This is a genomic window from Corynebacterium sp. MSK195, from assembly GCF_030228885.1.
GTDB lineage: Bacteria > Actinomycetota > Actinomycetes > Mycobacteriales > Mycobacteriaceae > Corynebacterium.
In genome coordinates, this window is sequence record NZ_JASPGT010000008.1 from 60,125 (window position 1) to 79,602 (window position 19,478).

19 protein-coding genes are annotated in these 19,478 nt (G+C 61.4%); 2 read left to right on the top strand and 17 right to left on the bottom strand.

From position 1 onward, the window contains the following. Positions 1-2 precede the first annotated feature (2 nt). From QP909_RS08760 to QP909_RS08820, 13 genes are all read right to left on the bottom strand, one after another. Positions 3-695: a ComEA family DNA-binding protein gene (locus QP909_RS08760; RefSeq protein ID WP_284766959.1), complete on the bottom strand. Its 693-nt coding sequence runs from the start codon at positions 693-695 to the stop codon at positions 3-5. Positions 696-794: 99 nt separating this feature from the next. Further along, a complete protein-coding gene (locus QP909_RS08765; RefSeq protein WP_284766960.1) occupies positions 795-1,670 on the bottom strand; it encodes a DegV family protein in 876 nt (291 codons plus the stop codon). Continuing rightward, entirely contained in the window at positions 1,670-2,368 is a 699-nt protein-coding gene (locus tag QP909_RS08770; RefSeq protein WP_284766961.1) for a histidine phosphatase family protein, read from the bottom strand. The genes QP909_RS08765 and QP909_RS08770 overlap by 1 nt, the downstream gene beginning before the upstream one ends. 6 nt (positions 2,369-2,374) lie before the next feature. Further along, positions 2,375-2,818, bottom strand: coding sequence for a ribosome silencing factor (gene rsfS / locus QP909_RS08775; protein WP_179387589.1), 444 nt, complete (start codon positions 2,816-2,818; stop codon positions 2,375-2,377). Positions 2,819-2,964: 146 nt separating this feature from the next. Continuing rightward, positions 2,965-3,582, bottom strand: a complete 618-nt coding sequence (gene nadD / locus QP909_RS08780; RefSeq protein ID WP_284766962.1) for a nicotinate-nucleotide adenylyltransferase — start codon at positions 3,580-3,582, stop codon at positions 2,965-2,967. A gap of 23 nt (positions 3,583-3,605) precedes the next feature. Next, positions 3,606-4,874 (bottom strand): glutamate-5-semialdehyde dehydrogenase, encoded by a 1,269-nt coding sequence (locus QP909_RS08785; RefSeq protein WP_284766963.1) that lies wholly within the window; start codon positions 4,872-4,874, stop codon positions 3,606-3,608. A 97-nt stretch (positions 4,875-4,971) separates the two neighbouring features. Continuing rightward, positions 4,972-5,877: a D-isomer specific 2-hydroxyacid dehydrogenase family protein gene (locus QP909_RS08790; protein WP_284766964.1), complete on the bottom strand. Its 906-nt coding sequence runs from the start codon at positions 5,875-5,877 to the stop codon at positions 4,972-4,974. Continuing rightward, positions 5,877-6,806, bottom strand: a complete 930-nt coding sequence (locus tag QP909_RS08795) for a D-isomer specific 2-hydroxyacid dehydrogenase family protein (protein WP_284766965.1) — start codon at positions 6,804-6,806, stop codon at positions 5,877-5,879. Before QP909_RS08795 ends, QP909_RS08790 begins: the two co-directional genes overlap by 1 nt. Positions 6,807-6,839: 33 nt before the next feature. Beyond that, positions 6,840-8,072, bottom strand: a complete 1,233-nt coding sequence (proB, locus tag QP909_RS08800; protein WP_284766966.1) for a glutamate 5-kinase — start codon at positions 8,070-8,072, stop codon at positions 6,840-6,842. An 83-nt stretch (positions 8,073-8,155) separates the two neighbouring features. Next, positions 8,156-9,688, bottom strand: coding sequence for a GTPase ObgE (obgE, locus tag QP909_RS08805; RefSeq protein WP_239278313.1), 1,533 nt, complete (start codon positions 9,686-9,688; stop codon positions 8,156-8,158). 246 nt (positions 9,689-9,934) lie between these two features. Next, complete coding sequence (gene rpmA / locus QP909_RS08810; RefSeq protein WP_005324079.1) at positions 9,935-10,213, bottom strand: 50S ribosomal protein L27; 279 nt, start codon at positions 10,211-10,213, stop codon at positions 9,935-9,937. A gap of 42 nt (positions 10,214-10,255) precedes the next feature. Further along, positions 10,256-10,561 carry a 50S ribosomal protein L21 gene (rplU, locus tag QP909_RS08815; protein ID WP_005324077.1) on the bottom strand — a complete coding sequence of 102 codons (306 nt, stop codon included), beginning with the start codon at positions 10,559-10,561 and terminating at the stop codon, positions 10,256-10,258. Between the two features lie 226 nt (positions 10,562-10,787). Then, complete coding sequence (locus QP909_RS08820; RefSeq protein WP_284766967.1) at positions 10,788-14,699, bottom strand: translation initiation factor IF-2 N-terminal domain-containing protein; 3,912 nt, start codon at positions 14,697-14,699, stop codon at positions 10,788-10,790. A gap of 203 nt (positions 14,700-14,902) precedes the next feature. On the opposite strand from QP909_RS08820, the gene QP909_RS08825 reads away from it, so the two are divergent. Beyond that, positions 14,903-15,670 (top strand): hypothetical protein, encoded by a 768-nt coding sequence (locus tag QP909_RS08825; RefSeq protein ID WP_239278316.1) that lies wholly within the window; start codon positions 14,903-14,905, stop codon positions 15,668-15,670. Here the strand turns inward: QP909_RS08825 and arsB are convergent. Beyond that, positions 15,667-16,731: an ACR3 family arsenite efflux transporter gene (gene arsB / locus QP909_RS08830; protein ID WP_284766968.1), complete on the bottom strand. Its 1,065-nt coding sequence runs from the start codon at positions 16,729-16,731 to the stop codon at positions 15,667-15,669. The two genes, QP909_RS08825 and arsB, sit on opposite strands and share 4 nt — an antisense overlap. A 108-nt stretch (positions 16,732-16,839) precedes the next feature. Here arsB and QP909_RS08835 point away from each other — a divergent pair, with 108 nt between their 5' ends. Then, positions 16,840-17,190 (top strand): metalloregulator ArsR/SmtB family transcription factor, encoded by a 351-nt coding sequence (locus QP909_RS08835; RefSeq protein ID WP_284766969.1) that lies wholly within the window; start codon positions 16,840-16,842, stop codon positions 17,188-17,190. A gap of 13 nt (positions 17,191-17,203) precedes the next feature. On the opposite strand, the gene QP909_RS08840 is transcribed toward QP909_RS08835, so the two are convergent. The 3 genes from QP909_RS08840 to QP909_RS08850 form a co-directional block, all read right to left on the bottom strand. After that, positions 17,204-18,508: an exonuclease domain-containing protein gene (locus QP909_RS08840; protein WP_284766970.1), complete on the bottom strand. Its 1,305-nt coding sequence runs from the start codon at positions 18,506-18,508 to the stop codon at positions 17,204-17,206. Positions 18,509-18,668: 160 nt separating this feature from the next. Further along, the gene (gene ndk / locus QP909_RS08845; RefSeq protein ID WP_005324068.1) at positions 18,669-19,079 is read right to left on the bottom strand and encodes a nucleoside-diphosphate kinase; all 411 of its coding nucleotides are present in this window, start codon (positions 19,077-19,079) and stop codon (positions 18,669-18,671) included. A 78-nt stretch (positions 19,080-19,157) separates the two neighbouring features. Beyond that, positions 19,158-19,469, bottom strand: coding sequence for a hypothetical protein (locus QP909_RS08850; protein WP_225746550.1), 312 nt, complete (start codon positions 19,467-19,469; stop codon positions 19,158-19,160). Positions 19,470-19,478: the final 9 nt, after the last annotated feature.

A 19,478-nucleotide genomic window follows, 5' to 3' on the forward strand; every position in this document is an offset into this window, starting at 1 on the left:
AACTAGAGCTGGACTTGGTCTTTAAGCTGCGCCAGCTTCGCCGGCCCGATGCCGGAGACCTCTAGGAGCTCTTCCACGTCCTTGAAACCGCCGTGCTCCTCGCGGTAGGCCACGATGGCGTGCGCGGTCACCTCACCGACGCCCTTGAGTTCCATGAGCTCTTCGGCGGTGGCGCTATTGAGACTCACGCCGCTGCCGCTAGCGATGCCGCCGGGGCTGCTGGAGTTGTCGCTGGCTGGGGCCGGTTCGCCGGGTGAGGGAGGTGGAGCGGCGCCGGAGGGCAGGATGTGGAGCTGTTGGCCGTCGGAAAGCCGCTGCGCATGGTTGAGAGCCATAGTCTCGGCGCCTGGTAGCGGCTGGGCGGCGTCGAGGGCATCGGCCACACGCGCGCCGGGCTCGAGTGTTTTCAGCCCGGGCTCTGCAACTTCGCCGATGACCGAGACGATGATTTCGCTGGGCTCCTCGCTAGGGGCATCGCTTAATGCCGCGGGCTCGGGCATGCCGGAGGATTCGTCCGAGCGTGCATTGATGCCGAGCCAGACCACCACGCCGATGACAAGGAGGACAGCCATGGCGCAGGCTTGCCAGGAGCTGATGCGCAGTCGCGGGCGCGGGTAATCGACGGCGAGGAGCTCTTCCTCGCCGGTGGGTTGGGTAAATTCGCGGAGTCGTTCGCTGATCTTGGGTGCCGCCATGGCGCTGAGGCTAAGCGCGGGCGCACACCAGTGAAAGGTCGGGCGGAGGTGGGCTGTGGATAACTTGTTGTGGGTGTCAACGAACCCGGCGCGGTGGGCCTAGTTATCCACAGATCGGCGCGGCGGGAAGGCGCGGGGTCGACCACGTGTGTGAGAATGCACAGGTTCCGCGGGCGGCTCGGAGCTAAACACGGCGGAGACGCCAATGGCGGAGGGACCGGCGTGGACAGCGAGGACGTCGTTAAGCGGAGTGCAGATAAAGGAGGACCCCTGCGGCAGCGCCGCTTCAAGGAGCGCCTCCAGCTTGGCAGCCGCATCTTCGGCCTGGTTGTGCTGAATGGCGACGAAGGCCGGCTCGCCGTCCGCGCGGGAGGCGATGAGGTCCACCAGCTTGGTAAAAGCCTTGGTCTGGGTGCGGGTCTTGCCCACCAGCTCCAGCTTGCCGCGGGTAATCGACATAATCGGCTTGGTGGCCAACAGCGCCGTAGACAGCACTGCCGTGGCCGGGGAAAGGCGGCCAGAGCGGCGCAAGTCCTCCGTGGAATGCAGGTAGACCCAGGTGGCCGCGCGCTTGAGGGTATCGATGGCCGCGGCATAGCACTCGTCCAAGCTGGCGCCACGGGAGGCGAGCTTAGCCGCGGACATGGCGGCCGCGCCCATGGCCATACCGGCCGAACCGGAGTCGATCACCCGCACCGTGTGCGGAAAGACGCCGGAGGCGGATACCGCCGCAGAATAGGTGGAAGATAGCTCTTTAGACAGATGTATGGCCACCACGCCCTCATCCTGGGCGCGCTCCATTTCGCGGCCGTAGGCGGCGGCCAGCTCCAGCGCGCTCAACCCCGAAGTGGAGCGCTCCAGGCCATCCTTGCCGTGGCTTTCCATAAGGTGCAGGTCAATGACGGTGATGGATAGCTGTTCCGCCAGCTCCGGCGGCAGGCCCGCGGAGGAATCCGTAATGACGCGAACCGTCACTAGATATCCGCCCCGCCGTCCCCGGTGACCTCGCCGCCCATATTCCAGCCGTCGAAATACCACTGGGCGCTGCCCACATTGTCTGGGGTGAACTCCAAGGAAGATAACGGCGTTTCCGGGTTAAAGTCCGGGCGGGCGGTCAGCTGCGACCAGTGGGTATTCTTCAATCCGGAAAGGATGCCGTACTGCGCGTGGTCAAGGCCCAGCAGGTGACAAGTCAGCGCCGAGATAGCGCCGCCATGGGCCACGATGAGGACGGGGCCTTGGTCCCAGCCGGCGAAGTCTGCCATGAGCTCATCGATGACGGGGCGGGCGCGCTCGGCCACATCCACGCGGGACTCGCCCTGCGGCGGGGCCCAAGTGGGGTCGTGGCGCCAAATGGCGCGCGCGCCTGGAAACTCCTCATCCACCTCGGCGGAGGTCCTGCCCTGCCACCGGCCTAGGTGGGTCTCGCGCAGGCGGGCATCCATGGTGAAGTCCATGCCAAGGGCATCGGCGACCACGCGCGCGGTTTCGCGCGCACGGATGAGGTCGGAGGCGACAATTTTAGACACTCCCTGATCCTGCAGCAGGCGCGCGGCGGCGCGGGCCTGCTCATAGCCCAGCTCGGACAGCTCAGTGTCCAAGTGGCCCTGCATGCGGCCGGTGGCGTTATAGGTAGTTTGTCCGTGGCGGATCAGGATCAGGCGGCGGCTCATGCGGGTTTAAAGCTCCTCGTCCTCACCAGGGACCTTATCGGCCAGTGGGAGCTCGTCGATGGAATCAACTTCGCGCGGGTTAACGCCATTGGTCCATTCGCCGGGGCGCTCTGGGGCCTCGATGCCCTCGATCTCCAGTGCCGGGCAATCGTGGTACAGGCGATCCAGACCATAGAACTCGCGCTGGTCATTGCGCTGAACGTGGACGACGATATTGCCATAATCCAGCAGCACCCAACGGTTCTCGCGGTTGCCTTCGCGGCGCTGCGGCTCGAAGCCTTGCTTGGTCATTTCGTCTTCGACTTCATCCACGATGGAGCCCACCTGGCGCTCGTTGTCTGCAGAAGCGAGTACGAAGACCTCGGTGATAGCGAGAACATCGGAGACATCAATGGCCGCGATATTGGTGGCCAGCTTTTCTTGCGCGGCGTGGGCCGCGGTTTCTGCCATGCGGCGGGCGAGATCAGAAGTAGACAATGTGTAAAAATTCCCTTTTCGCGTCTGAGTATATTCGGTATGAACTATCTCTATTGAGAGTCTATTCTTGCACGTTTAGCAGGCCCGTGCCCAAAATCTGGGGAAGGCCGCGGAAGTTTCTACAAAGGCTTATCTGGGTTGGGCCCGTAGAGATTGTTCTTGGTGATGTACTGCACCACCCCATCCGGAACGAGGTACCACACGGGCTGGCCATGAGCGGCGCGTTCGCGGCAAGCGGTAGAAGAGATAGCCATCGCGGGAATGTCGATAAGATCGATATCCTCCTGCGCATCGGCGGGCAGCATATCTGCGCTTAGCTCATAGCCGGGGCGGGTCACGCCCACAAAGTGCGCCATCTCCAGCATCTCTTCCCAGTTATGCCAGCTCATGATGGAAGCCAGCGAATCGGCACCGGTAATGAAATAAAACTCCGCCTCCGGGAAGAGTTCGCGCAGTTCGCGCAGCGTATCGATGGTATAGGTGGGCCCCTCGCGGTCAATGTCTACGCGCGAGACGGTAAAGCGCGGGTTGGATGCGGTGGCCACCATCGTCATCAGATAGCGGTGCTCGGCCGCCGTAACGTCGCGGTGGGACTTTTGCCACGGCTGGCCGGTGGGAACAAAGACGACGGTATCGAGGGCAAACCGGTGTGCAGCCTCGCTGGCCGCTACCAAGTGGCCGTTGTGGATGGGATCAAAAGTGCCACCCATGATGCCGATGCGCTGTGGGCTAGTCATGGGTGGTGATTATAGTCGCACTACTAGGGGCGGGTCTGACCGGTACCCTGCAGGATCCACTTGGTAGAGGTCAGCTCCGGAAGTGCCATCGGGCCGCGGGCGTGCAGCTTCTGGGTGGAAATGCCGATTTCCGCACCCATGCCGTAGACCTCACCATCGGTGAAGGCGGTAGAGGCGTTGAGCATGACTGCGGCGGCATCCACTTCGTTGCCGAACTTCACTAGGACGTCGGCATCCTGCGCGGCAATGGCCTCGGTGTGGCCAGTGGTGAACTCGGCGATGTGGGCGATGGCGCCGTCGACGCCGTCGACCACCTTGGCGCAGATATCCATGGACAGCGACTCCTCGCGCCAGTCCTCATCGGTGGCCTGTACGGCATCCTTGACGCCGAAGGCCTCGAGCTCAGCGACGTCGCCGTGGATAGTCACGCCTGCCTCCTGCAGCGCGGTGATGATGCGGAGCTTGGCGGAGTCGTCCAAGGCGGCGTCGATAAGCACGCACTCCGTGGAGTTGCATACGGAGGTGCGGCGGGTCTTGCCGTTGATGACCATGTCGATAGCCTTGTCCAGGTCCGCAGAGGCATCCACATAGAAGTGGCAGTTGCCGGTGCCGGTCTCAATGGCCGGGACGGTGGCGCCGGTGACCACGGCTTCAATAAGCTTGGCGCCACCACGCGGAATGACCAGGTCCACCAGGCCACGAGCGGTGATGAGGTCCTGGACGGAATCGTGGGTCTCGCACGGCAGGAGCTGCACGGCCTCACGCGGTAGATCGAACTGGGCGAGGGTATCCTGCAGGATTTCTACCAGCTTGGCATTGGAGTTGCGGGCAGACTTGGAACCGCGCAGCAGCGGCACGTTGCCGGACTTGATGGCCAAACCAAAGGCGTCCACGGTGACGTTCGGGCGGGCCTCATAGACCATGCCCATCACGCCGAGCGGGACGCGCACCTGCTTCATCTGGATGCCATTGTCCATGGTGCGGCCCTGCAGGATCTCCCCTACCGGGTCCTGGAGGCCGGCTACCTGGCGCAGGCCGCCAGCGATGCCCTCCACGCGGGCGGCGTCGAGGGATAGGCGGTCAATGAGGGACTCGGACATGCCGCGCTCGCGGCCAGCATCGATATCTTGCTTATTAGCGGCGAGGATATCCTCGGTGTGGGCGATAAGGTTTTCGGCTGCGCGCTGCAAGATTTCGTTCTTGCGCGGCGTGGAAAGCTGCGCCACGACGGGCGCAACATCCTTGGCAGCACGGGCTTTGGACAGAACTTCTTCGCGTTCAGTGTTGCTCATGCCATACCAGCCTAACGAAAGGCCACGCGCTTTTCAGCGACCTCAGCCGCGGTGGGGTTGAGCTGGCCATCATCAGCGCGGCTACCGGGACTATCCATCAGTAGCCGACTTCAGTATCTACTTCCGTAGGGATTGTCTCACCGGTGGCAAAGCGCTCCATGACCTTTGCTGCATGCGCGCCGATGCGGTGGCGCACCGAATACGGCGGATTGGCAAGGTGCGGGGTAATGACTACGTTGGGCATGTCCCACAGCGGGTGGCCATCAGGCAGTGGCTCGGGGTCGGTGACGTCCAGGCCGGCGCCGGCGATCTGGCCAGCGCGCAGGGCTTCGACAAGCGCGTCGGTGTCTACCAATGGCCCACGGCCAACGTTAATAATCACGGCGTGGTTAGGCATGGCGCGGAAAGCAGCGGCATCGAAAAGCTGGCAGGTCTGTTCCGTGAGCGGAGCGAGCGCCACGAAATAATCGGCGGCCGGCCACACGCGCTCGATATCGGAGGTGGCAAAGGTTTCATCGGCGCCTTCCACCGGATTGCCCGAGCGATTGACCGCAATAATGCGTGGGCCGAAGCCTTCTAGCATGCGGATGAGCCGCTTGCCGATGCCCCCGGCACCCACCACCGCCACCGTCTTATCCTCAAAAAGGAAGCTGGTGTGGGCCTCGACCTCATCGCGGTTATCCCAGCTGTTCCCCACGCGCTTGTGCGCATGCAATTGGGCGAGCAGGAGCGCAATGGTGGACTCGGCCACGGTGGCATCATATAGCCCTGCCGCGTTCGACCAGCGGGCGGAGGTATTTCGCATGACGTCGAGCAGGTGGTCCACACCAGCAAACGGAACTTGGACTAGGCCTACGCTTGGCGGCAGCGGCTGCGGGAAATCATCCGGGCCACCGTTGAAGATGAGGGCCTCGGCCTCCTCCAGTGGGGCGCGTTCGTGCCCGGCGGCATCGAGGGCCTGCAGGGTTTCCTCCCACGGGGTGGGCAGCATCGCGTACTTCATTAGTATCCGGCCTCCACATCGACGCGGGTGGGCATGGCCTCTCCCCTCTCCCACGCCGCAGCATTGGCGTTGAAGATAGCGCCCAGGTGGTACTGCGCCACGTGCGCGGAGGCGGCCATGTGCGGGGTCATGGTGCAATTGGGCAGGTCATAAAGCGGGTGCCCATCGGGCAGCGGCTCGGGATCCATAACCTCTAGGCCGGCGCCGGCGATGTCGCCGCTGCGCAAGGCTTCCACGAGGTCATCGGTTACTACGGTGCTGCCGCGGCCGACGTTGATGAAGATGGCGGAGGGCTTCATGGCGCGGAAAGTGGCGGCATCGATAAGCCCCTCCGTGTCTTTGGTCGCCGGCAGAATGCAGAAAATAAAATCCACCTCGCCCCACACGTGCTGGGCTTTATCCATGGGAACGACCTCATCGGCGCCTTCCACCGCGCGGCCGGAGCGATTGACCGCAGTAATGTGCACGCCAAAGGACTGCAGGAGCTTAATGAGCTGCTTGCCGATGCCCCCAGCGCCAAAGATCGCTACCCTCTTCGGCCCTTGCTGGTTATAGAGCCAGGCCTGGGATTCATCCAGCTCCTTGGCCACCGACCAGGTAGCGGCTTGGGCGAAGGCCTTGTGGTGGTGTGCCTGGGAAAGGGCCAACCCGAGTGCGGACTCGGCCACAGGCTGGGCAAAGGCACCGGCGGAGTTGCACCATGGCACGCCGTCTGGGGTAATGACGCCTGCATCGATGAGCTGGTTGACGCCGGTATAACAATGCTGCACCCAGCCGATATTCGCCGGCATCTCCGGGATGCGGCGCGGGTTGGGCGCATTATTGATATAGACCTCGGCGTCCTCGATGCTGCTTACGCGTTGGTGCCCGGCAGCCTCGATGTCTTCTACCATCGGCTGCCAGGTTTCCGGTCCCATGAAATACTTCATGCCCCAACCATACGGGGAATCTCGGACTCGGGTTTAGATGCGGGAGGCGAAATTGGAGAGGTAATCCGCGTGGACGACGGAACGGCGCTGCTCCTCAGGAAGCTCTTCCATCTTCTTGCCCTTAATGGCGTGCAGCTCCTCGGAATCGAAGCGCACTTCACCGCGGCCGATGACCTCACCATTCGGGCCCAGGATGTCGATTATTTCTCCCTTGTTGAACTCGCCTTGCACATCGGTAATACCAACGGCGAGCAGCGAGGTGCCGCCCTTGGTGACGGCCTCCTTGGCGCCTTCATCGAGGCGGACGGCTCCACCGGTATCGGCGCAGTAGAGAGCCCAGAACTTCCAGGCAGACAGCTGGCGTTCCTCGCGGGGGTGGAAGACGGTGCCCACGGAGGCGTCGGCAAGCGCGGGCCCAATATTGTCCGTGGAGGTCAGCAGCACTGGAATGCCGCCGCGGGTAGCCAGGCGGGCCGCGGAGACCTTGGTGGCCATTCCGCCGGTGCCGACCTTGCCGCCATCGCCAGCAACAACGCCCTTCAAGTCCTTGCCGGTGCGCACCTCATCGATGAACTTGGCATCCGGCTCGGCCGGGTTCTTATCGTAGAGGCCGTCCACGTCGGAGAAGAGGAAGAGCGCGTCCGCGCCCACCAGGTTGGCCACCAGCGCCGAAAGGCGGTCGTTATCGCCAAAGTGCATCTCGGAGGTCGCCACCGCATCGTTCTCGTTCACGATAGGGATGGTGCGCAACTGGCGCAGGCGATCGATGGTGCGCTGCGCATTGCGGGCACGGTCGCGGTGGCCGGTATCGGACGCGGTGAGGAGAACCTGGCCGATGGTGCGCTTATAGCGCGCAAAGGACTGGCCCCACACAGAGGCCAAGTGCACCTGGCCTACGGACGCAGAGGCCTGCTTGGTAGCCAAATCGGTGGGGCGCTGGTGCAGGCCGAGCGGGCCCATACCGGCGGCAACCGCACCGGAGGAGACGATGATGACATCGGAGCGGCCCATGCGCGCATGGACGGCATCAACGATGTGATCGATTTTTTCTTGGGAAACGCGGAAATTTTCATCCGTGAGGGAAGAGGAACCAATCTTGACCACTACGCGCTTAGCCTGAGCGATTTCGTGGCGGAGATCCGACTCAAACCCTGAAGCAGTGGGGTTTTCAACGCGAGGTTCCGGGAAAGGGGTATCAGCGGTAGGACCGGCAAAAGGTTCTACCGGAAGCGGAAGGATGGGCTCATTCTGTTGATCAGAAGACATAATTTCATAGTCTACAAAGGTTCCGAGCCCAGCACCCCGACTTTGGGGGCGCAGCGCACAAGGCCCGCGGCGGCGGGGCGGCTTTAGCCCTGCCACCTATCGCGGTTAGCGCCCTCGCGGGTGACCTCTTCATCGGTGCCGTAATCATACTCATCGACAAGACCACGGCGCGCCTGCGAGGCGCGCTTGCGTTCGGCGGCGGAAACGCGGCCGGTGCCCTTCAGGCGGGCGTCCTCGCCACGGCTTGCCATTGTCGGATCACCGCCGGTCATCGGCTCCCACTCGAAGGTGATGCCACCGATGGTTACCGGGCAGCCCTCCACTGCGCCCTGCTCGCGCAGCTCATCCTCCACGCCGGCCTTGGCCAAGCGGTCCGCCAAGAAGCCCACTGCCTCATCATTTTCAAAGTCAGTCTGGGTAATCCAGCGATCAATCTTCTTGCCCTCAACAATGAAGCCACCCTCGACCTCAGGATCGGGCTTCACGGTGAAATCAGCAAACGCGCCGGTATGTTTCTTATGGCCCTGCGCCTTGGGATGGATAACGGTGTGGTTCTTATCCTTTTTCGGCAACGGCTGGGTCTTGCGGTGCTCGGTCACCATATCCATGAGCCGGAACTTCAGCGGGTCCAGACCCTTGCGAGCGACTGCCGAAATAATAAAGACAGGCCAGCCAAACTTCTCTTCCAGATCATCCTTGACAAATTCCGCCAGCTCTTCGGCCTCAGGCACATCTGCCTTATTCAAGATGATGACGCGGGGGCGCTCACGCAGATCCCCCAAACCAGTATCTTCCTGCAAAGCCTCCTGGTACTTTGCCAACTCATTTTCCATCGCCTCAATATCAGAGACCGGATCACGGCCGGGCTCAATGGTGGCGGTATCCACCACATGGGCAAGCACCGCCGTGCGTTCAATATGGCGCAAAAAGTCTAGGCCGAGCCCCTTGCCATCGGCCGCGCCCGGGATAAGCCCGGGCACGTCCGCGATAGTAAAGGAGCTATCTCCCATATCCACCACGCCAAGGTTCGGCTGCAGCGTGGTAAAGGGATAATCACCGATCTTTGGCTTGGCGGCAGAAAGAACCGAAATCAACGAAGACTTACCCGCCGAAGGGAAACCCACGAGCCCGACGTCCGCCATGGACTTCAGCTCGAGGATTAAATCGTGCGCTTGGCCCGGCTCGCCCTGCAAAGCAAAGCCGGGCGCCTTGCGGTTCTTGGAGGCAAGCGCCGCGTTGCCTAGGCCACCGAAGCCGCCTTCCGCAGCAACAAAGCGGGTGCCAGGCACCGTCAGGTCAGCCAGGGTATCGCCCTTTTCATTGCGCACCACCGTGCCGGCGGGCACCTCGAGAATCAAATCCTCTCCGCGGGCGCCGTTGCGCATATCGCCGGCACCGTTGCCGCCGCGCTGGGCCTTAATGTGCGGACGGTAGTGAAAGTCCATCAGGGTATGGATCTGCTCGGAGACCTCGAGGACAATATCGCCACCGTGGCCGCCATTGCCGCCATCTGGGCCGCCCAAGGGCTTAAACTTCTCGCGGTGGACAGACACACAGCCGTGTCCACCGTCGCCTGCTTGCAGGTGCAGGACAACGCGGTCAATAAAACGTGCCATGGTCAAACCCTCCGTAAGTTAAATCTTTGTCCCCGCCAGTGTAATGCGTGTCTTGGGCTGGACTCCAACCGCAACCGGATTGAATCCGCCTACCTAGTCGGCCATCCCATCGGCTGTGTCCGCTAGCGTGGTGTATCTATTACCCGGGTGGAGCCTCGTTTCGGTATCCACAAAACCAGAAAATCCTCGAGCCACCCTCACACTAATGTGGGGACAGACTCGAGGATTAGCCTCATCGGCCTGAAGTTAGGCAGTTGCTTCTGCAGCAACCTCTTCAGCCGGAACAATGTTGACCATGCGACGGCCACGCTTGATACCGAACTCAACCGAGCCAGCTGCAAGCGCGAACAGGGTATCGTCGCCGCCGCGGCCTACGTTCTCACCTGGGTGGAACTTGGTGCCGCGCTGACGCACGATGATCTCGCCGGCATTAACCTGCTGACCACCGAAGCGCTTGACACCGAGACGCTTGGACTCGGAATCGCGACCGTTGCTGGAGCTGGAAGCACCCTTCTTGTGTGCCATGTGGTTTTCCCTCCTTTAGGGATAATTACAGCCGGTTAAGGCTTACTTGATACCGGTGATCTTCAAGGTGGTCACAGGCTGACGGTGGCCCTGACGCTTCTTGTAACCAGTCTTGTTCTTGTACTTCAGGATATCGACCTTCGGGCCCTTACCCTGCTCAACGATTTCTGCGGAGACAGAAACCTTCTCCAAGTCGGAAGCCTTGGACTTAACATCGGCGCCATCGACGAGCAGAACCGGGGTGAGAGCTACGGCAGAGCCTGGCTCACCCTCGATCTTCTCGACCTTGACGAGGTCACCTTCAGCAACCTTGTACTGCTTGCCGCCGGTCTTGACGATCGCGTACATAGAGGGTTACCCCTTATCTAAACTCGCTCGGAAGCAACCGGGGAGGCCGCGTTCCGAATGGACACTTACACATTGCGTTTAGTTCCCGCGCGAACATGCCCGCACAGCTCACTAAGTGAGTGTCAGACTGATCCAGCGCCGTGAGTACTAAACAGCGACTGTCAAAGACTACCCCGTAGCGGGCACAAAATACAAACCACGCTTTTTGTGCCCGCGTGGCGTAGCCCTAAGACTTGCTTCGCCGTGCTACGCGGCGTCGGCCACGCCCAGACTTAGCGCGCGCTTTTTCCTGGTGTGCGCCGCTTGCGGAAGACTGCTTTTGAGCGGCGTTATCCTGCGCCTTTGGGGCCTTGGCGCTTGCCGACGCCCCCTTCTTGCGCACCGCCCTCTTCTTTCCGCGGCGCAGCACCTTGGTATCGCCCGTGGTAGCCCGCTGGCCAGCACCGGTACGATCCGGCGAGCCATCCGGCTGCGTCGAACGGCCGTGGGTGGACGTCGCTACCTTCGGATTCTCTGCTACTGCCTTTTTAGGAGCAGCCTGGCGCACGGCACGGCGACGCCCACGGCCCTTGCCGCCGGCATGTCCCGCACGCGCGGCGCCAGCGGCCTTTTCATGACGCTGCTCGGCGGATCCGCCCGCCTGCTTGTGTTCGTGCTCCTGTGCCTTTTCCTTGACCTCGTGCGGCACGCGCGAGGTGCTCCGGCGCTTGGCCTGCTGGGTGCGCACCGAACGACGGCGGCCACGCCCGCGTCCCTTGCGCTCTTCGCGCGAGGTCTTCTGTCCGTGCTGGGATTCGGTGCCGCTGGCATTACCGTCGGCGTCGGCAGAGTCCTGCTCACCAGAGACCGCGAAATCCTGCGGCTGCGGGCGCCTATCGGAGCGCGAATTTCCGCGGGTGCGGCGCTTGCGGCGCGGGGAAGCCTCAAACTCGGCTACTGCCTCGTCATAGGTCTTTCCAGTTGCTTTCTCCGGAGCTATTTTCTCCGGAGCGACTTCCTTCTCCGGTGCCTTCTGCTCGCCGCCTGTAGCCGCGCGGGTTACCTTCGAACGGCGCGTCGCTCGGCGCGGCTTCTTGCCACGTTTGGAGCCGGCCCCTGCACCAGGGTGTGCCTGAGCAACGGCACCCGAGTCCGCGTCCGTATCCGCATCGGGGACGTAGGAATTAAATTCCTGCACCTCATCGCTCTCGGCAGCATTATCCGCCGCGGCATACGCGATAGCCTCGATATCGGATACCTCAGTCTGAGTGCGCTTGCGCGCGCGGCGGCGACCGCGTCCACGTCCGCGATCCTTGTTGCGGTCGTGGTCTCCACTCTGCTCTTCCGATCCAGCGTGGGACTGGGCCGGACCGCGCTCGTCCACAACGACGTTAGCTACGAGGTCTTCTAACGACGTCTTGGCAGATGCCCGTGCGGCCTCTTCGCTCTCGGTACCGTAGACCGGCGCCTGGGTTTTCTTGAAGCGCTTAGGCTTGGAGGAGTTTTCGGGGGCGTCGTCAAGCTCGTGCTTATGCATCGCCACCGCAGTCGGGTGCTGCTGCGGATCATGGTGGTGCTTCTTGTGCCCCTTGGACTTGCGGCCAGAATGCTTGGAGCGCTGATCGTCCTCGGCCTCGTCCACCGGATACTGGTGAATGATGATGCCACGGCCGTTGCAGCACTCGCACTCGGTGGAGAAGGTCTCCACCAGGCCGGTGCCCAGGCGCTTACGGGTCATCTGTACCAAGCCCAGCGAGGTAACCTCGGAAACTTGGTGGCGGGTGCGATCGCGGCCCAAGGCTTCCTTCAGGCGGCGCAGCACCAGATCCTGGTTTTCTGGCAGGACCATATCGATAAAGTCCACGACGATCATGCCGCCAAGATCGCGCAGGCGCATCTGGCGCACGATTTCTTCGGCCGCCTCGAGGTTATTGCGGGTAACGGTTTCTTCCAGGTTGCCGCCGGAACCAGTGAACTTGCCGGTATTGACGTCGATGACGGTCATGGCCTCGGTGCGGTCAATAACCAGTGTGCCGCCCGAGGGCAGCCATACCTTGCGGGAGAGCGCCTTATGCAGCTGCTCATCAATGCGGTAGGCCTCGAAGGCATCCTGGCCGCCGTGATCCTTGGCTCGGTAGCGCACCACGCGGTCTGCAAGGTCCGGCGCCATGGAATCCACATAGGCGCGGACGGTATTGAAGGAACGCTTGCCATCGACGATAAGCTCGGTGAAGTCCTCGTTGAAGAGATCGCGCACCACCTTGATGAGCATGTTTGGTTCTTCATACATGGTCACCGGCTTGGCACCCTTGGAGGATTTCTCCTTCTTAGCGTGTGCCACGATGTCCTCCCACCGGCTGTGCAGGCGGTTGACGTCGGTAGCGATTGCCTCTTCTGGGACGTTTTCGGCGGCGGTGCGGATAATCGCACCACCATCGCCTGGAACCACGCGGCCGAGGATATCCTTCAAGCGCTTGCGCTCCGGAGCGGGCAGCTTGCGGGAAATGCCGGCACTGCGTCCGCCTGGTACGTAGACCAGGTAACGGCCGGCAAGGGAAATCTGGGTGGTCAGTCGCGCGCCCTTGTGACCGATAGGATCCTTAGCCACCTGCACCAGCACCTGGTCACCAGACTTCAGGGCGTTTTCGACCTTGCGGGCGCGCCCGTGCAGCTTGGTCTTGCGCCAGTCGATTTCACCGGCGTAAAGCACGCCATTTCGGCCCTGTCCAATATCCACGAAGGCCGCCTCCATGGACGGCAGCACGTTTTGAACGCGGCCCAAGTAGATATTGCCAATGAGCGAGGCCTGGGACTCGGTGGTCACGAAGTGCTCGACCAACAGGTCATCTTCCAGCACACCCACCTGGGTGATAATGCCGGCGCCGTCCTCGCGCTCCTTATCGCGCACCACCATGGTGCGCTCCACGGCTTCGCGGCGGGCAAGGAACTCCGCCTGGGAGACGATGTGCTGGCGGGTGCGGCCTTTTTCGCGCAGCTCGGCACGACGGCGCTTCTGCGCCTCGATGCGCGTGGAGCCGCGGATCGCCTTCGGCTCTTCAATGTGCTCGGGCTCGTCTGCCTGCCCTTCACGCTTCGAACCCGCGCCGCGTCCACGGGATGCGCCGCGGCGCCCACGGCGGCGGCCCTCAGACTTTCCGGAACCACGGTCGGAGCCGGAGCCGGAGCGCTCACGGCTTTCGTCGGCGGAATCCGCCGCGTCCTCATTGTCATCGCGTGCGGCATCGTCGGTGGTGAAGTCCTCCTCTGCTGCATCTACTGCCGGTGCGAATGCCGCTGCCTCGTCCTGCTGCGGGGCCATAAAGATCGGCGCAAAGTCATAGTGCCCGGAGTCTTCCTCGGATTCAGCGCGCGGGACGATGTGCGGGGCGTAGTAGTCATCCTCGAAGTCCTCGCCGGCCTCGGCCAGCGCCTCGTGCAACTTCGCCGCATCAACCGTTCCGGTATCGAGCGCGCTAGCCGGTGCTTCGTCCGCCTCATCCGCAGGTACTGCTGCTTCGGGTTGTACCGCTTCAGCGTGCTCGGCGCCCTCGGCGGCTGCGCCAGTTTCGGCTGCGGCCTGGGCCAGCGATGCCTCTACCTTGTCTTCGATCTGGGAGATCTCATTGTCCACGTTCTTGCGCACGCGGTGGCGCAGGTGCTCTTCGTCTTCCGCGGACTGCTCCCCTTCCCCTGACTCGGCGGCATCTGCCGGCTCTTCAGGCGCTACAGCGGCGGACTTACGGGTGGCCTTGCGGGCGCGCTTGGCACGCTTCTTAGCTGGCTTCTTTTCCTGTTCCTCGTCCGGGGTTTCTTCCGGTTGCGCAGCGGCCTTGTCCTCGGGATCTTCAGCCGGTGCTGCGGTGGACGCGCCGGTGGAGGTTGCGGTGGGGTCGCCCGAGGGGGCGTCGGCAACCGCGGCGGCGTTCGCTACAGCGTCCAGCACCTGGCCTGCTTCCTCGCGGGAAAGGGAGCTCTGCGCGCTCTTTTTCAGGCCCATATCTTTAAGCTGTGCCACCAGCTCGCGCGAGGAAAGCCCCAGCTGCTTGGCCAGGGAATACACGCGGGTTTTGTCCTTGAGCTGGCTGCGATCCAGGTTCTGGGCCAAAGACGCCGCTGCCTTGAGGCTTTCAGTTGTTTCTTGAGAGTTCTGTGCCACCATGTTCGGGCTTACTCCTGTACATCGTCTGTATTTGGCGCGGCCTCGGGCGCAGGCACGGCCGAAGACCGTACCGCCGCCGCACGAGGCATAGTGCGCGCTATAAAAGTTTGTGGGATATGAAGTTATGCCGCGTCTCGTACGCGCTATCCCCCATTGTGTCACAGAACCGCGGCCAAGCTGGCAGGCGGTGTTATGTTGGCGGGGTGGCAGAACTAGCACGAATCCCCGCTCGCGAACTGGCGCAGCATCGGCAGCGCAATGAAGTCCCGGTGCGCTCGGCGCTCTATTTTGGCGTGCCGGCCGGCTTTGCCATTGGCTTCGCCAACACGGGCGTGGATTATATGTTGATGGGAGCCGGTGTTTTTGCCATTTTTGCGGTGCTGGGGTTGGTGCACCTCATCCGCAATTACCCGCGCGGCATCAACGCTGCGCAAGAGGAATTCCGCGATGGCGACTATCCCACGATTGCCTATATCGCCCCGTTTATCCCGATAGCTGCGCCATTGATCATGGCACCACTGAGCGCGGCCAACCTGCTTCCAGAGGTAGAGCTGGCCCCGCCCGTTGCCGGAATTCTGTCCGGGGCATGGTGGGCCTTTGGCTTGCCGCTGGGCATATGGGGCATGTTTTCTCAGTCCTTCCGCATCGGCCGGCGCCGCATCAACAAGATTTTGGAAAAGGACCCGCTCGACGGGGTTACGGAGGCTCGTTTGCAGCTTGCCGACGCCCACTCGGACATCCTCACCGCCCTCGTCGCCACCGGCGCGGTGCAGGGAAACACGATTAATTCCACTGCCCTCTCGAAGTTCATGCGGGTAGACCTCGACCCTCTATGCGAACACCTCGATGCTTTGGCAAAGGCGGACCTGGTGAAGCTAAGCCGAATGGGCCTGCGCACCGCGCCCGCAAAGTGGACCATCACCATCACGCCGACTGGGGTTCGCTGTTTGTATCAAGTGGGCCGGCGTTAATTTGGCAAGCTTTTGTCTCCGGGGAAAAGCTTCGGCCCTATCCAGAGCATTACGTACACGAGTCCGACAAGTACCGGAATTTCAATAAGCGGCCCGATGGTACCGGCGAGAGCCTGTGCCGACGCCGCCCCAAAAGTGCCAATGGAAACCGCGATGGCTAGTTCGAAATTATTACCAGCTGCGGTAAATGCTACGGAAGCGGATTGCGCGTAGTTCATTCCCACGACCTTTGCTACACCCAAAGCTAGGAAAAACATTCCAACGAAGTAAATAACCAGCGGAATCGCCACTCTCACCACGGCTGTCGGCTGGGCTACCAGCTGCTCGCCTTGCAGTGAAAACAGCAGCACGATGGTGTAGAGCAAACCAATCATCGCCAAAGGCGAGACTGCCGGGAGAAAACGGTCTTCGAACCATTCGCGTCCTTTGATCTTTTCTCCCCACACCCGTGAGAGCACACCAAGCAGCAGGGGGACTCCCAAAAATACGAGAACCGCGGTGACGATGGACCAGAAAGAGAAATCAGCAGAGGTGGTATCTAGCCCCAACCACCCTGGCAAAATCTGCAAATAGAACCATCCCAGCACACCGAACATGGCTACCTGGAATACAGAGTTTATGGCGACAAGAACGGCGGTGGCCTCCCGATCGGCGCAGGAGAGATCGGACCACACTAGGACCATTGCGATACAACGGGCTAGCCCAACGATAATCAGGCCGGTTCGCAGCTCCGGCTGATCGGCAAGAAATATCCACGCCAGGGTGAACATCAATGCAGGCCCCACCAGCCAGTTCAACACAATCGATACCACCATCAACCGGCCATCGGCAGCAATATCTCGGGTCTTTTCATAGCGGACTTTAGCCAGGGGCGGATACATCATAACTAGCAGGCCCAGCGCAATTGGAAGAGAAATACCGCCAACCTCTAGAGCAGACAGTGCTTCTCCAATGCCTGGCAGGAAGTGGCCTATCAATAGCCCCACAGCCATGGCCATGATGATCCACACGGGAAGGAATCTATCGAGAAATGACAACTTTGGGCGTTGCGTAACGGCCATGGCTCTCCTTGTGCGACGAGGAATTCAACTTTCGAACAGTACTTTAATCACCCATATTGATACTCGTCAATATAACGGAATGGGAGACAGACTCCTTATACTGTGTGCATGGACTCCTCCCCTAGCAATGCCGATAACTCCCCGGATGCACAGTGCTGTTCCCTGAGTAGTGGCCCACTCAGCCAGGGCGACTCCCTCCGCTTTTCCCAGCAATTTAAAGTACTTGCTGACCCAGCCCGCCTGCGCCTGCTATCCATATTGTGCGACGAGGGCTGCGGCCCGATGAGTGTTACGGAGTTGACCGCGCTTTCCGGCCTGAGCCAACCGACGGTATCTCATCACCTCGGCAAGTTGAGGGAATCCGGTCTTTTAATCAAGCAACAATCGGGCCGCACCGTTACCCATCGAGTGCAAAAGGAAACCTTCCGCACACTGCGCCAGTTACTCTCCTTCGATTAGAAGAACTCCAGTCCTAGTCTGCGAAGTGAATGACCTCACGGGCAACGTCTTCCGCAACGATGGGAATGCCGTACTGCTTCGCTTTCTTGGCTTTGCCCGATTGCGAGTCCGGGTCACCAGCGATGAGCACCTTGGTCTTTTTGGCTAGGCCGCCAATTTCCACGCCGTGCGCGGCAAAATACTCTTCCCATTCCGCAGTCGAGTAGGTCTTAGCGCCGGTAATGGTTACTCGCTCGCCAGCGCTCACCACAATGCCGCCCATGCTGGCGAGTCCGCCAATACTGCCGTCCTCTTCAGAACCTTGCGGTGCCTCTTCACTAGGGGCACCATGCCGACCTTCTGCCTGTGGAGCGGTATCGGGGTCTACGGCAGCCTCGATATCAGCAGCCGGGATCCCCAAGGCGCGGCCGGCAGAAGCCAGGATGGCACGTTCCTCAGCCGTGACAACACCATCAGCCCAGGCTTCTTCAATCAGCAGCGTGATATAGGCTTCATGCAGCTCGCGCAGACCATGTTCATCGAGCCCATGTGCTTGAGCAAAGGCCAGCAATTGGGTTTGCTCGGTGGCGGAGAGGCGGCGGTCAAGCAAGGCGGCATCGAGAAGCTTGAAATAGTCTTCCGCAGCCGTATTCGATGGCGTCTCACGTTGTGCGACGAGCCCAGCGAACCAGCCGCCGTACTGTGCCGCTTGCTTGGCGGATTCCGCAGCTGCGCGGCTGAGAAGTGCCGGCTCCGCCCAACCCGGGTGGGGTGCCAGGCTGCGATACAGCTGTTGCTCAGCCAAGCGCTCACTCATATAGTCCTCTTGGGCTGCCGGGGTATTGGCTAGGAAATGCTGGAATAGTTGGGCCGTGGCCATCGCATCCGCCAATGCGGAGTGTGCCAACTCATTATGAATTCCCAGATGGGCGCAGCAATCCCCCAGCTTCACCTTGGGAAGACCAAGATACCTGCGTGCCAACACGGCCGTATCGATCGCCGGCAACGCCTCTTCAGAACAGGCGCGACAAGCCAGCAGCTCGGACTGAACAAAGGTCCGATCGAATCCCGCATTGTGAGCAACGAATATGCGGTCTTCGAGAGAATTAGCCAGCTTGTCCGCTACTTGCGCAAAGGTGGGCGCGCCAAGAACATCAGAGGCGGAAATGCCGTGAATTTCCGTGTCCGCGATATGGCGTTGCGGGTTAATGAGCGTCTCCCAGGAATCCTGCACTGCTCCTTCCGGCGATAGCTCCACGACGCCAATTTCAACGATGCGGTGCCCGTGCTTATAGGAAAATCCGGTGGTCTCAATGTCTACGACCGCGTAGCCGCGCATATGCGCCTCCCTACGTCTTGTTGAAAATAGTTCTTAGCCGCACCAGTGTAGGCATGTTGCGCTCCTGCCCGCTGCCGATATGTCGGAAGACCAGGTGACGCTATGAATAAAGCCCGAGCCGGTGGCTCGGGCTTAAGTGCGTACGAAACGCTGGTAAGACTTAAAGGTTCGGGAACCAGATAGCGATCTCGCGCTCTGCAGACTCAGGGGAGTCAGAGCCGTGCACGATGTTCTCGCCAACGGTCAGAGCAAAGTCGCCGCGGATGGTGCCCGGGGTGGCCTTGGAAACTGGATCGGTGCCACCGGCCAGCTGACGCCATGCCTCGATGGCACGCTCACCCTCAACAACACCAGCGATAAGCGGTGCGGAGGTGATGAACTCGACGAGGTCACCGAAGAATGGCTTATCCTTGTGCTCCTCGTAGTGCTTCTCCGCGGTCTCGCGGTCAGCAACGCGCAGATCGAGCTCGGCCAGCTTCAGGCCCTTGCGCTCGATGCGGGAGATGATTTCGCCTACGTGGCCGTTCTTTACGCCGTCCGGCTTGATGAGAATCAGTGTACGTTCAGTCATGTCCCACACTGTACCGAAACCGCACGCATGCGTCGCGCGCTGGGGTATTCCTTTGGGGTAAAAGTATGGGGTCCAGGGCTATGCGAGTTGTTTAACTATCTCTTCGGCGCGCTCCTGCGAGGTGCCCCGAAACCACAGGCGCACTTGGCCTACTGCGGCGCCAAACTGGCCATTGGCCAGCAGGCGTTGCAGCTCCGCTCGCTGTTCCTTATCCAAATCCTCGAAGGTGGCTTCTTTGGCCGGTTCGAAGTTGCTCCGCAGCGCCAAAACCAGAAAAACGCCGCCAATAATGAGGGCGACTAGCGGTAGCCACGGCGTTCCCGTCGCGGCGCGGGCTACCACCGCGGCGACGCAGGCGAGTGCGGCAAGGACGAGATAGAGAGTGCGCATGGCCGCCAG

Excerpts from the sequence above, each read along its gene's own strand:
- nadD (WP_284766962.1), bottom strand. The coding sequence starts at position 3,582 with ATGACTAGCCCACAGCGCATCGGCATCATGGGTGGCACTTTTGATCCC.
- rsfS (WP_179387589.1), bottom strand. The coding sequence starts at position 2,818 with ATGGCAGAAACCGCGGCCCACGCCGCGCAAGAAAAGCTGGCCACCAAT.
- QP909_RS08790 (WP_284766964.1), bottom strand. The coding sequence starts at position 5,877 with ATGAAGTACGCGATGCTGCCCACCCCGTGGGAGGAAACCCTGCAGGCC.
- obgE (WP_239278313.1), bottom strand. The coding sequence starts at position 9,688 with ATGGCACGTTTTATTGACCGCGTTGTCCTGCACCTGCAAGCAGGCGAC.
- QP909_RS08835 (WP_284766969.1), top strand. The coding sequence starts at position 16,840 with ATGGACTCCTCCCCTAGCAATGCCGATAACTCCCCGGATGCACAGTGC.
- QP909_RS08820 (WP_284766967.1), bottom strand. The coding sequence starts at position 14,699 with ATGGTGGCACAGAACTCTCAAGAAACAACTGAAAGCCTCAAGGCAGCG.
- QP909_RS08840 (WP_284766970.1), bottom strand. The coding sequence starts at position 18,508 with ATGCGCGGCTACGCGGTCGTAGACATTGAGACCACCGGATTTTCCTAT.
- QP909_RS08770 (WP_284766961.1), bottom strand. The coding sequence starts at position 2,368 with ATGAGCCGCCGCCTGATCCTGATCCGCCACGGACAAACTACCTATAAC.
- QP909_RS08785 (WP_284766963.1), bottom strand. The coding sequence starts at position 4,874 with ATGAGCAACACTGAACGCGAAGAAGTTCTGTCCAAAGCCCGTGCTGCC.
- QP909_RS08850 (WP_225746550.1), bottom strand. The coding sequence starts at position 19,469 with ATGCGCACTCTCTATCTCGTCCTTGCCGCACTCGCCTGCGTCGCCGCG.
- rpmA (WP_005324079.1), bottom strand. The coding sequence starts at position 10,213 with ATGGCACACAAGAAGGGTGCTTCCAGCTCCAGCAACGGTCGCGATTCC.
- QP909_RS08760 (WP_284766959.1), bottom strand. The coding sequence starts at position 695 with ATGGCGGCACCCAAGATCAGCGAACGACTCCGCGAATTTACCCAACCC.
- ndk (WP_005324068.1), bottom strand. The coding sequence starts at position 19,079 with ATGACTGAACGTACACTGATTCTCATCAAGCCGGACGGCGTAAAGAAC.
- arsB (WP_284766968.1), bottom strand. The coding sequence starts at position 16,731 with ATGGCCGTTACGCAACGCCCAAAGTTGTCATTTCTCGATAGATTCCTT.
- rplU (WP_005324077.1), bottom strand. The coding sequence starts at position 10,561 with ATGTACGCGATCGTCAAGACCGGCGGCAAGCAGTACAAGGTTGCTGAA.
- QP909_RS08795 (WP_284766965.1), bottom strand. The coding sequence starts at position 6,806 with ATGAAGTATTTCATGGGACCGGAAACCTGGCAGCCGATGGTAGAAGAC.
- proB (WP_284766966.1), bottom strand. The coding sequence starts at position 8,072 with ATGTCTTCTGATCAACAGAATGAGCCCATCCTTCCGCTTCCGGTAGAA.